Source organism: Micromonospora sp. S4605 (assembly GCF_003176715.1).
GTDB lineage: Bacteria > Actinomycetota > Actinomycetes > Mycobacteriales > Micromonosporaceae > Micromonospora > Micromonospora echinaurantiaca.
Window position 1 is genome coordinate 1 of the sequence record NZ_QGSW01000048.1, and the last position, 10,562, is coordinate 10,562.

12 protein-coding genes and 1 riboswitch are annotated in these 10,562 nt (G+C 74.6%); of the genes, 4 read left to right on the forward strand and 8 right to left on the reverse strand.

What is annotated here, in order from left to right; genetic code table 11:
* Positions 1-323 (forward strand): cellulose binding domain-containing protein (locus tag DLJ47_RS02215; RefSeq protein WP_199235661.1); only part of this gene is annotated, 323 nt, incomplete at its 5' end.
* A gap of 191 nt (positions 324-514) precedes the next feature.
* The gene (locus DLJ47_RS02220; protein ID WP_109898436.1) at positions 515-1,153 is read left to right on the forward strand and encodes a maleylpyruvate isomerase N-terminal domain-containing protein; all 639 of its coding nucleotides are present in this window, start codon (positions 515-517) and stop codon (positions 1,151-1,153) included.
* Positions 1,154-1,350: 197 nt separating this feature from the next.
* Here DLJ47_RS02220 and DLJ47_RS02225 read toward each other — a convergent pair whose 3' ends face one another.
* Together DLJ47_RS02225 and DLJ47_RS35595 are read right to left on the reverse strand one after the other, a co-directional pair.
* Positions 1,351-1,755, reverse strand: coding sequence for a hypothetical protein (locus tag DLJ47_RS02225; protein ID WP_109898437.1), 405 nt, complete (start codon positions 1,753-1,755; stop codon positions 1,351-1,353).
* Between the two features lie 143 nt (positions 1,756-1,898).
* Positions 1,899-2,048 (reverse strand): hypothetical protein, encoded by a 150-nt coding sequence (locus DLJ47_RS35595; RefSeq protein WP_158289767.1) that lies wholly within the window; start codon positions 2,046-2,048, stop codon positions 1,899-1,901.
* 329 nt (positions 2,049-2,377) lie between these two features.
* Here DLJ47_RS35595 and DLJ47_RS02230 point away from each other — a divergent pair, with 329 nt between their 5' ends.
* Complete coding sequence (locus tag DLJ47_RS02230) at positions 2,378-2,740, forward strand: STAS domain-containing protein (protein WP_088992538.1); 363 nt, start codon at positions 2,378-2,380, stop codon at positions 2,738-2,740.
* Between the two features lie 58 nt (positions 2,741-2,798).
* Here DLJ47_RS02230 and surE read toward each other — a convergent pair whose 3' ends face one another.
* Together surE and DLJ47_RS02240 are read right to left on the reverse strand one after the other, a co-directional pair.
* On the reverse strand, positions 2,799-3,638 hold the full coding sequence (surE, locus tag DLJ47_RS02235; protein WP_109898438.1) for a 5'/3'-nucleotidase SurE: 840 nt from the start codon (positions 3,636-3,638) through the stop codon (positions 2,799-2,801).
* Positions 3,635-4,612 carry a 1-phosphofructokinase family hexose kinase gene (locus DLJ47_RS02240; protein ID WP_199235662.1) on the reverse strand — a complete coding sequence of 326 codons (978 nt, stop codon included), beginning with the start codon at positions 4,610-4,612 and terminating at the stop codon, positions 3,635-3,637. The genes surE and DLJ47_RS02240 overlap by 4 nt, the downstream gene beginning before the upstream one ends.
* 166 nt (positions 4,613-4,778) lie before the next feature.
* Here DLJ47_RS02240 and DLJ47_RS02245 point away from each other — a divergent pair, with 166 nt between their 5' ends.
* Positions 4,779-5,246, forward strand: coding sequence for a hypothetical protein (locus DLJ47_RS02245; RefSeq protein ID WP_109898439.1), 468 nt, complete (start codon positions 4,779-4,781; stop codon positions 5,244-5,246).
* A 36-nt stretch (positions 5,247-5,282) separates the two neighbouring features.
* Here the strand turns inward: DLJ47_RS02245 and DLJ47_RS02250 are convergent, their stop codons facing one another.
* The 4 genes from DLJ47_RS02250 to DLJ47_RS02265 form a co-directional block, all read right to left on the reverse strand.
* Positions 5,283-5,792 carry a hypothetical protein gene (locus DLJ47_RS02250; RefSeq protein ID WP_109898440.1) on the reverse strand — a complete coding sequence of 170 codons (510 nt, stop codon included), beginning with the start codon at positions 5,790-5,792 and terminating at the stop codon, positions 5,283-5,285.
* A gap of 150 nt (positions 5,793-5,942) precedes the next feature.
* Positions 5,943-7,016: a coiled-coil domain-containing protein gene (locus DLJ47_RS02255; RefSeq protein WP_109898441.1), complete on the reverse strand. Its 1,074-nt coding sequence runs from the start codon at positions 7,014-7,016 to the stop codon at positions 5,943-5,945.
* 4 nt (positions 7,017-7,020) lie between these two features.
* Positions 7,021-7,152, reverse strand: a riboswitch (cyclic di-AMP (ydaO/yuaA leader).
* 153 nt (positions 7,153-7,305) lie between these two features.
* The gene (locus DLJ47_RS02260) at positions 7,306-8,223 is read right to left on the reverse strand and encodes a cation diffusion facilitator family transporter (protein ID WP_109898442.1); all 918 of its coding nucleotides are present in this window, start codon (positions 8,221-8,223) and stop codon (positions 7,306-7,308) included.
* 111 nt (positions 8,224-8,334) lie between these two features.
* Complete coding sequence (locus DLJ47_RS02265) at positions 8,335-10,452, reverse strand: HelD family protein (RefSeq protein ID WP_109898443.1); 2,118 nt, start codon at positions 10,450-10,452, stop codon at positions 8,335-8,337.
* Positions 10,453-10,562 lie beyond the last annotated feature (110 nt).

The following is a 10,562-nucleotide window of genomic DNA, read 5'->3' on the forward strand; positions in this document are numbered from 1 at the left end:
CCGTCACGCCGCCGCCCGGCGGGTGTTCGGCCAGCTACCGGGTGACCGGCTCCTGGGCCGGCGGCTTCCAGGGCGAGGTGGTGGTGCGCAACACCCGCCCCTCGCCGATCACCGGATGGACGGTGGACTGGGCCTTCCCCGACGGCCAGCGGATCACCCAGCTCTGGGGCGGTACGCACACCCAGACCGGCCCGGCGGTCACGGTCCGCGACGCCGGCTGGAACGGCGGACTCGGCGGGGGCGCCAGCACCACGATCGGCTTCCTCGCCAGCTGGACCGGCGCCAACAGTCCACCACACGCGATCACCTGCATTAGCCGCTGACCCGGGCGGCGGGCGGCCCGCCCGCCGCCAGCGGTGCGGCGCGGACTCCGGTCCGCCGGGGCGGCCTGAGGGGTCCGGCGCCCCGGCGGGCCGGGCACCCGGACGAACCGTTACCCGGCGGCGTTCCGGGCGGGCGAGATCGACGGAGGGTCCCTAGGCTCGGTGGCCGGAACGAGGGAAGGGGATCACCCGTGAGTCCGATCAGGACGGCCTACCTGACCGCCGCGCGCTCGGCGCTCGACCTGCTCGCCGACCCGGCCGTGGCGGCCCGGTGGGACGAGCCCAGCGCGCTGGCCGAGTTCGGCGTCGGCGGGCTGGCCGGCCACCTCGCCGGGCAGCTCTTCCAGGTCTCGACCGTGCTGGCCGAGCCGGTCCCGCCCGGCGAGCCGGTCGGGCTGCTCGACCACTACGCGCCGGCCCGGTGGATCGGGACGCCGCTGGACGACGAGATCAACGTCGGCATCCGCCGGGCCGGCGACGAGGCGGCGGCGGACGGGCCGGCGGCGCTGGTCGACCGGGCCGCCGCCATGCTGTGCGAGCTGACCGAGGCGCTGCCGGCGCAGCCGGCTGACCGGGTGGTGCACCTGGCGCGGGGGCCCTGGTCGCTCACCCTGGACGACTACCTCACCACCCGGCTGATGGAGATCGCCGTGCACTCCGACGACCTCGCGGTCAGCGTCGGCGTACCCACTCCGGACCTGCCCGCCGAGGTGCTCGACCCGGTGCTCTCGCTGCTGGCCCGGCTCGCCGTACGCCGGCACGGGCAGCCGGCGGTGCTGCGGGCGCTCAGCCGGGCCGAGCGGGCGCCGGCCGACATCACCGCCTTCTGACCCGTCCGGCGACCGCCCACGCACCTTCACCGAAGGAGTGGCCATTCCCTGCGGAGTGGCCACTCCTTCGCTGTTCGAATGCCCGAGCGACGGGGAGCGGGTCCGGGGTGAGCGGCGGTGGCTGGAGCCGAGACGCGACGGGCCCCGGTCGACCGGACGGTCGACCGGGGCCCGGGAGTGCCCGTGCCGGCGGGCGGTCAGCCGTCCAGGCCGACGGGGGAGTTGGGCCGGTCCACGTCGACGAACTCGATGTCGTCGGCGGCCCGGTCGCGGCTGCCGGCCGCCCGCGCGGCGGTGCCGGCGGCCCAGCCGATCGCCGCGCCGGCCAGCGCGGCGGCGATCAGCAGCGTCCAGGGCAGCGCCGGTCGGCGGCCGGCGAGCGCGTCGAAGGCGAGGCTGGCCCGGCGCCGCGCCTCGTCCGCCGCGGAGCCGACCAGCTCGCCGGCGCCCTCGGTCAGCCCGGAGCCGCCGCGCCGGGCCGACCGGGCGGTGTCGCGGACGCTGTCCCCGGCGGAGCTGACCGCCGAGACGAGCTGCTGCCAGGCCTGGTCGGCGATCCGCTCGGGCTTGTTGCGGCGGTCCAACAGGTTGGTTCCGAACATCGTGGTTACCTCCTCGGGGTGCCGAAGTCGGCCGGCCACTTCGGACTCCGGCGTCTGTCCGGCGCGTTACGGTTCGCCTGCAACCGCCAGTGCCCCGACCGTGGCCGGCGCAAACCAGGCACCACCATCGCCGGACGCGGTGGTCAGCGCAGCACCATCACCGCCGCCGGGCCGCGGGCGAAGTCGTCGTCGTCATCGTCGTCATCATCGCCGCCGCCGCCACCGAACCCGCAGGCCAGTACGAGGGCGAGCAGCGCGCCGACCCCGGCCAGCGCGGCAAGTCTCCTGAGCATCGACAGTCTCCTCCGTCGCAGTCGGCAACCTCTTCGCCGATGCTAGGCGCGGCGGGCAACGGCGGGGCGTAAGCGCGGTGGGCGCGCCCGGGACGGTGGAGTTCGGCGGGGGTGGTGCCGGCCCGTTACCCTTGGACGGCGACGCGTGGGCGTCCGCTGATCGTTGGGGAAATAGAATACGAAAAGTCCGGATAAGGGCGATTTGGCATGCCCGGATCCGCGAATTGCTCATCCCGAGGGGTGGCGACCGAGGCCGTGAGAGGAATACTCTCGGTCGCGGCCCGCGTACTGATGAGGCGCCCGTCGGACGGGCGAGTGGAGGTGCTCGCGTGAGCCTGTCGATCGTGAAGTCGGTTCTGTCCGGTGGTGTCATCGAGATCGCCCCGCGGGGCGAGATCGACGTCGACACCGCGTACGAGGTGCGCGAGGCGATCGCCGAGGTGCTGGCCAAGGGCCGCCCGACCCGGATCGAGCTCAACATGCGCCTGGTCACCTTCATCGACTCGGTCGGCATCAGCGCCATGGTCGCCGGCTTCCAGACCGCCGAGGTCAGCGGCGTCAAGCTGGTCGTCACCGAGCCCAGCCGGTTCGTGCACCGCCAGCTCTGGGTCACCGGCCTGCTCGGTCTCTTCGGCGCCCCCGAGCCCTACTACGCCGGCGCGCCCGCTCCGGAGGTCCTCCCCGGCGCCTGACCACGAGGCGACCCGGCGTGCCGCGCCCGCGCATCCGGTAGGGCAGGCCGCTGCCGACTCAGCCCCCCGACCCGACCGGTGCGCCGAGCCCGGAGAGGTCGATGTCGGTCACCTCGGTGACCGCGCGGATCGCCGTCACCGACGCGTACCCCTCGGCGAGCAGCGCCAGGTCGGTGCCGGGCTGCACCGACTGTCCCGGCTCCTCCAGCGAGGTCCGCACGTACCCGTGGCCGGACTCGGCCACCGTCATCTGCACCTGGCCGAAGCTGGCCAGCGAGCCACGCCGCACCCCGCGCAGCCGGGCGGGCGGCAGGTCCGGCGCGTTCACGTTGAGCACGCTCTCCACCGGCCCGGCGGTCAGCCGGGGAAGCAGGTCGAGGGCGACCAGGGCGGCGGTCGCCCAGTGCCGCTCGGCGTCGCGTACCCGGGCGGCGGCGGCCACGGCCGCGCCGCCGCTGGCGGCGGTCGCCTCCCCGGCGGAGAGCACGTCCAGCGAGACGGCCATCGCCCGGCAACCGTTCGCCGCGGCGGTGAAGGCGGCGCCGACGGTGCCGGAGTGCAGCACCGCACGGCCGGCGTTGGCGCCCCGGTTGATGCCGGAGAGCACCACCGACGGCGGCGGGCCGAACGCGCCGTGCACGGCGATCAGCGCGATGAACCCGGGTGAGCCGCCGACCCCGAAGGCTGGCACCCCGGGCAGTTCCGGCAACGGATGGTCGTTGACCACCACGTGACCCTCGCTCTCCACCGCGCTCATCGAGGCGCTGGTGCCGCTCGCCTCCTCCAGCGGGGCGGCGACCACCACGTCCAGCCCCCGGTCCACCGCTGCCCGGGCCAGCGCCTGGATGCCGGGCGCGGCGATCCCGTCGTCGTTGGTCACCAGCACCCGCAGCGTCATCGTTCGGCCGCCCGTTCGGCCAGCTCGTCCGGGGTGGTCCGCTCCTGTGGGCGGCTGCCGGCCGGCACCAGCCGCACCCGGTCGACCAGGCCGGTGACCGAGTCCAGCCGGCCGGTGCCCAGGCCGTGCCGGGTGACGTTCAGCGCGCCGGCCGCCGCCCCGGTACGGATCGCGGTGCGCACGTCGCCGCCCCGGGCCACCACGGCGGCCACCCCGGCGGTCATCGAGTCGCCCGCGCCACGCGGGTCGGCGGCCTGCAGCCGGGGCATCTCCACCTCGAACACCTCGCCGTCGACCAGGGCGAGCGCGGGCTGGTCGGCCCGGCTCACCACCACGTTCTCGGCGCCGCCGGCGTGCAGGTCGTACATCGCCCGGGTGAGCTGCTCCTCGTCCTCGCCGGCGGCCCGCCCGTCGGCGATCAGCTCCTCGTGGCTGACCTTGAGGAAGAACACGCCGCTGTCCAGCACCGCGGCGAGGTGCTCCCCGGACAGGTCGACCACCACCCGGGTGCCGTTGGCGCCGAGGTCGGCCGCGAAGCGCCGGTAGAGCTCGGCCGGCACCAGCGACGGCTGGTTCGGCCCGCTCAGCACGCTCACCGGCGCGCGCAGCCCTTCGCCGAGCGCCAGGTTGTAGAGCTCGTCCAACTCGTGGCGGCTCAACGGCTGCCCGGGCACGTCCACGATCTCCCGGCGGGCACCCTCCCGGCGGTCGTGCACGTAGCCGCCGCTGCCCGACTCGCGGATCACCACCTTGAGGTCCACTCCCTCGCTGACCAGGAGCGGCTCCAGCACCTGGCCGATCTCGCCGCCCAGCGCGGTGCAGAGCACCACGTCAACGCCGAGCGACATGACCATGCGGGCCTGCCAGACGCCCTGCCCGCCCGGGTGCAGGTGCAGCTCCGGCTGGTCGCTCGGCTGGTCCACGGTCACCGTCAGTCGCGGTGTGGGCGCGAAGACCATCACGTGTTCGTTCATCCCCGCTCCGCGCTCCGTCGTCGACACGCCCGGTGATCCCTCATCAGCTGACCGTATCCGGGCGGTGGGCCGCCGTCCGCCGGTCCGGTCCGCGAGCCGCCGGGGCGTTGCCAGGCGTGCCCACGGTGGGCGACGATCGTCCGACCAGTGACGGTGGGGAGACGGTGTGCTCAAGCGGGATTCCTTCAGTTACACCGTCCAGGCCCGCTGCCCGGTGGCGGAGGCGGCGGCGCTGCTCGCGGACCCGACCCGGCAGGCGGAGTTGCACCCGTTGATCGTCCGGGTCCGGCGGGTGCGGACCCGCCCCGGCGCCCGGGCCAGCTACGCGATCACCGACCGGCTGGCCGCCGGGCCGCTGCGCTTTCCGGTCACCTACCGGGCGGACGTGCTGGTCGCCGACGCCGACGAGATCGTCACGGTCGCGCGGCAGTGGCCCGCCACCACGGTGCGCAACCACACCCGGCTGGGGGTCGAACCGGACGGGGTCCGGATCGACGTGGAGATCACGCTGACCGCGCCGGCGCCGCTGTTCGGCTACGCCTTCCGGCAGGCCCGCTCGGCCCACCTGGGGCTGGCCGCCCGGCTCGGCGCGATGCTCGACCGCGGCCCGGCCGACCCGCCGGCCCCCGGCTGAGCCTCCTCGGCCGCGGCCGGGCCCGGTGCCGCACGCTCAGCGGGCCGCCGCCGTGGGCGCGTGCCGCGCGGGCGTGCCGGTGGCCCGCCGCAGCCGGCCCCACGGTTTGTACGTGGAGAGCACGGTCGCCACGATCAGCAGGGTGGTGGAGACCGAGGGGGCGACCACCAGGTCGATCCGGTCCCGCACCGGGAACGCCGCCCCGACCTCCCCGGCGTGCCGCAGCGTTGGGGTGAGCTGGAACAGCACCAGCCCGGTCATCACGGTGGTGAGCAGGAACTTCACCAGCACCCAGCGGTGCCGCAGCAGGCCCCACCTGGTGAGCAGGGCGCTGGCCACGCCGACCAGCCAGACGGTCACGCTCAACGGGGCGAAGAGCACGGTGCCGACCAGCGCGGAGATCGGGTAGACCGCGGCCGGGTCCGCGCCACGCAGTACGGCGACGCCGAGCGCGAGCAGGACGAGGTCGACGCCGAGCCAGCCGAGCGAGGTGACCAGGTGCAGGGTGAGCAGGGCCTTGCGGGCGGGAGGCGAGAGTCGGCTCATACCGGACGATGCTGCCGCCATGGCGGGCGTCGGTCGTCGGGCCGCTGACGACACCCGGCCTACGTCCGGCGGCGTAGCGCCGGGCGTGGCGCCCGCCGCGTCCGGCGTACCCGGTGACCCGCCGCCGGGGACGGGTCACCGGGGCCGGGGTCAGTACACCGACAGGTGCACGTGGTTGGTGTGGTCGCTGGACGGGTCGCCGCCCGCCCCGCTGTACGACTTCCACCCGCTGCTGGGTAGCCAGATCTGCCGGTACCAGATCACGTAGAGCACGGCGAGCCGGTCGGCGTTCCTGATGAAGAAAGCGGCCAGGTTGTTGCCGTACGTCTTGTCCCCGCCGGTGGCGTCCCCGCCGAAGCCGTCCTTCTGTGCCGCGAAGTCGCAGGCCCGGCCCTTCGGGTGCTCACCGGAGCCACCTGAGCGGTAGCAGGAGACGTACCGGGTGAAGCCGGCCGCCTTGGCTTGGTTCAGCGCGTGCAGGGTGCGCGGGGTGATGCAGCCGTTGGCCGGCGTCGGGTCGTTGACGCTGCACGACTCGGACGGCCAGGAGCCGTCGGCGTTGCGTGGGGCCGGCTTGGCCGTCGCGCTGGAGGTGCCCCGGTTGGAGGTGTCGCCGGAGGCCTTCGCGTTGGCCACGGTCAGCGCCCGCTCGGCCTGCTCCTTGCGCTTGGCCATCAGGGTGACCTGCTTGCGCTGCTCGCGGATCTCGCCGTCCAGGGCGAGCTTGGTCCGGTTGGCCTCGTCGCGGGTCTCCTGGAGGTTGCGCAGTGCCCGGTCCTCGTTGGCGGCGACCGCGTCGAGCGCGGCGGCGCGGTCCATGAAGCCCTCCGGGGAACTGCTGTTGAGCAGCGCGGACGCCGTCCCGAGCCGGCCGGCGCGGTACGCCACGCCGGCGATCTCGCCGACCTTGCTGGTGCGCTCGGCCAGCTCGCGCTCGGTGGCCTGGAGCTGGACGCCCAGTTCCTTCTGCCGCTTGACCGACGTGTCCAGCGCCGCCTTCGCGTCCAGGTAGCCCTTGCTGGCCGCCTCGAGCTGGGCGCGCAGGGCGGGGGTGCCGCCCTCGGAGTCCTGGCCGGGTGCGGCGGCCAGCAGGCCGGCGGTGGGCGCGGCGGCGCCGGCCGGTGCGGTGCTGACCGGCGCGATGGCGACGCCGACGGCGAGAGTGGTCACGATCAGTGCCGCCATCCGGGCGGCGGTACGTCGTACAGGTGCCACTACTGGCATGCAGGTGTCCTTCCGTCAGCCGCCGACCGGGTTAGCTGACGGGTTCGGGACGGAAGATCCCTACCGCTGACGCGGATGCACCCCAGGAACATGGTTCCCCGGCTCGCCTTGTCGGGCGATTAGGCGGCGGCCACCGCCGGCACCGGTGCGTGCCGCCTGGCGGAGGCCGGAACAGAGCCTACCGGTGCCACTGTGACCCGTGCAGCGGATGTGACTGAGGGTGTCCGCGTGGTCACTGGAAAATCCGGCATAAGCGCACGATACACACCCAGATTTAAGGTTGTGCTCATTACCACTCAACCGACCCGCAGGCCCCAGGCGCCGCTCCGGGCTCGATCTGCAACGTCGCGTGCTCGATCCGGAAGTCCTCGTGCAGGGCGGTGCGCGCCGCCGCGAGCACCCGGCCGACGTCCGCGCCGGGTGCCATGGTCAGGTGCGCCGAGGCCACCTCCATGCCCGAGGTGAGCGTCCAGACGTGCAGGTCGTGTACGCCGGCCACGCCGGGCACCGCGGCCAGCCGGTCGTGCACGGCGGTGACCTGGAGGTGCTCCGGGGCGGCCTGCACCAGGATGCGCAGCGCGGCCCGCCCGAGCCGCCAGGTGCGGGGCAGGATGAACAGGCCGATGCCGACCGCCACCAGCGGGTCCGCCCACCACCAGTCGGTGACCGCGATCAGCAGCGCCGCCCCGATCACGCCGAGCGAGCCGAGCAGGTCGCCGAGCACCTCCAGGTACGCCCCGCGCACGTTGATGCTCTCCCGGGCGCCGGAGCGCAGCAGCGCGAAGGCGGCCACGTTGGCGAGCAGGCCGAGTACGGCCACCACCAGCATCGGGCCGGCCAGCACCTCAGGCGGGTCGCCGAACCGGCGTACCGCCTCGATCACCACGTAGACGGCGACGCCGGAGAGCAGCACGGCGTTGGCCAGCGCGGCCAGCACCTCCAGCCGGTAGAGCCCGAAGGTGCGCTGCGGGTCGCCGGTCGTCCGCCGGGTGGCGGTGATCGCGGCGAGGGCCATCCCGATGCCGAGCACGTCGGTGAACATGTGCCCGGCGTCGGAGAGCAGGGCCAGCGAGCCGGTGCGGAAGGCGGCCACCGCCTCCACCACCATCAGCGCGGTGAGCAGGCCGAAAGCGGCCCAGAGCCGGCCCCGGTGGTGGTGGGCCGCGTTCACCGCCGACCCGTGGTGGTGGTCATGACCTGCGCCCACGCGAACACCCTCCGCCGCCCGTCCGGACCCGGTCAAATATATGTTCACATCGCTATGTATGCAACTGTCGGGTGGTCGTCACCGGTGCCGGGGCACCGACGGCGCCCGGGCTCAGCCGGTCGGGTCGATGGTGGTCAGCCGCTGGGTGGCCCGGGAGAGCGCCACGTACAGGGTGCGTACCCCGGAGCCCGGGTCGGCGCGGATCTCGCTCGGCCCGACCAGCACCACCCCGTCGTACTCCATGCCCTTGGCCTCCAGGCTGGTCACCACCTGGAGCCGGGGCGCGCCCAGCCCGCCCAGCCAGCCGGCGACCTCGGCCCGGCGCGGCACCGGGGTGATCACGCCGACCGTCCCCTCCACCTCGGCGAGCAGCGCGGAGGCCGCCTCCACCACGGCGGTCTCCAGCTCCGCGGCCGGCACCACCAGCTCGACCGGGTCGACCCCGGTGGAGCGGACCGCGGTGGGCAGCGGCAGGTCGGGATAGAGCCGGCGGATCTCCGCCGCCGCCACCGCGAAGATCTCCGCCGAGTTGCGGTAGTTGGTGGTGAGCGTGAACTGCTGCCGCTTGCGCCGGCCCAGCGCCTGGTCCCGGGCCCGGGTCAGCTCCTCCGGGTCACCGGTCCACGCGGTCTGCGCCGGATCGCCGACCACCGTCCAGGACGCCAACCGGCCCCGCCGGCCGATCATGCGCCACTGCATCGGCGAGACGTCCTGCGACTCGTCGACCACCACGTGGGCGTACTCGCGGTAGTCCTCCGGACGCTGCCGGGCCGCCTCCCGGGCGGCCCGCTGCCGGTCGGCGAAGGTGCTCAGCTCGCGGACCCCGCCGGCCAGCTGGAACGGGTCCCGCTTCGGTCGGGCCGGGCGCACCGGCTTGCCGAGCAGCGCGTCCAGCTCGTCCAGGAGCGCGACGTCGGCGATGGTCAGCCCCGCGCTGTCCAGCGTCCGGTACGCGGACGTGAGCAGCCGGATCTCCGAGCCGGAGAGGATGCCGCCGGCGTACCGGCGCAGCCGCTGCGGGTCGGCCAGCCAGCCGAGCACGTGCCGCGGGTGCAGCCGGGGCCACCACGCCTTGAGGAACTCCCGGAACTCCGGGCGGTCGGCCAGCTCGGCCTCGAAGGCGCGCTGCTCCGGCAGCCGGCCGATGTTCAGCCGGCGGGCCTGTGCCCAGAGCGCGGCGAAGACACCGTCGAAGCCGGCCCGGCGCACCTCGTTGCGGCGGGCACCGCGGGGCAGCGCGCGGTCCCGGATCGCGTCCAGTTCGGCCCGCTCCAGCCGGAGCAGTTCGCCCCGGTAGAGCAGCCGCAGCTCGGCCGGTTGGTCCGGCACCGCGTCCCGGACCGCCCGCTCCAGCACCCGGCGCATCCGCAGCGAGCCCTTCACCGCCGCCACCTCCGGCGGGTCGGTGCGGGTGGCGGTCATGCCGGGGAAGAGGCTGCCGAGCGAGCGCAGGGTGGCGGTGTCCTCGCCCAGCGACGGCAGCACCGAGGCGATGTACTCGACGAAGACCGTGGACGGGCCGACCACCAGGATCCCGCCGCCGGCGTACCGGCTGCGGTCGGAGTAGAGCAGGTACGCGGCGCGGTGCAGGGCCACCGCCGTCTTGCCGGTGCCCGGGCCGCCGGACACGATCGTCACGCCCGAGCCGGGGGAGCGGATCGCCTCGTCCTGCTCCCGCTGGATGGTGGCGACGATGTCGCGCATGCCCCGGCCGGTGGCCTTGGAGAGGGTGGCGAGCAGCGCCCCGTCGCCGACCACCGCCAGGTCGGCGGGCGCGGCGGCCGGATCGAGCAGGTCGTCCTCGATCCGGGTGACCCGCTCGCCGGACGACTGGATCATGCGGCGGCGGACCACGTTCAGCGGCTGCGCCGGGGTGGCCTGGTAGAAGGCGGCGGCCGCCGGGGCCCGCCAGTCGACCACCAGGGTGGCGGCGTTCTCGTCCCGGATGCCGAGCCGACCGACGTGCAGCACCTGGCGGTCGCGCAGGTCGAGCCGGCCGAAGACCAGCCCCTCGTGTTCGGCGTCCAGCACGTGCCGGCGCTGCGCGGCGTGGAAGACCATCGCGTCCCGTTCCACCAGCGCGCCGAAGTTGCCCACCCGGGCGAGCCGGTAGCCCTCCCGCTCGGCGCGGACCGCGGACCGGCGCAGTTCCGCCAGTCGGGCGTACACCCGGTCGAGATGCCGCTGTTCGACGGCGATCTCCTGCTCCAGGGTGGTCTGGTCGGTCAACGCTCGAACTCCTCCGACGGCGGGTGGACGGCCGCGACGGGGCGTGCGGCCGTCCACCCGCCGTCGGAGGAGTTCGAGCGTTGACCGACCAGACCACCCTGGAGCAGGAG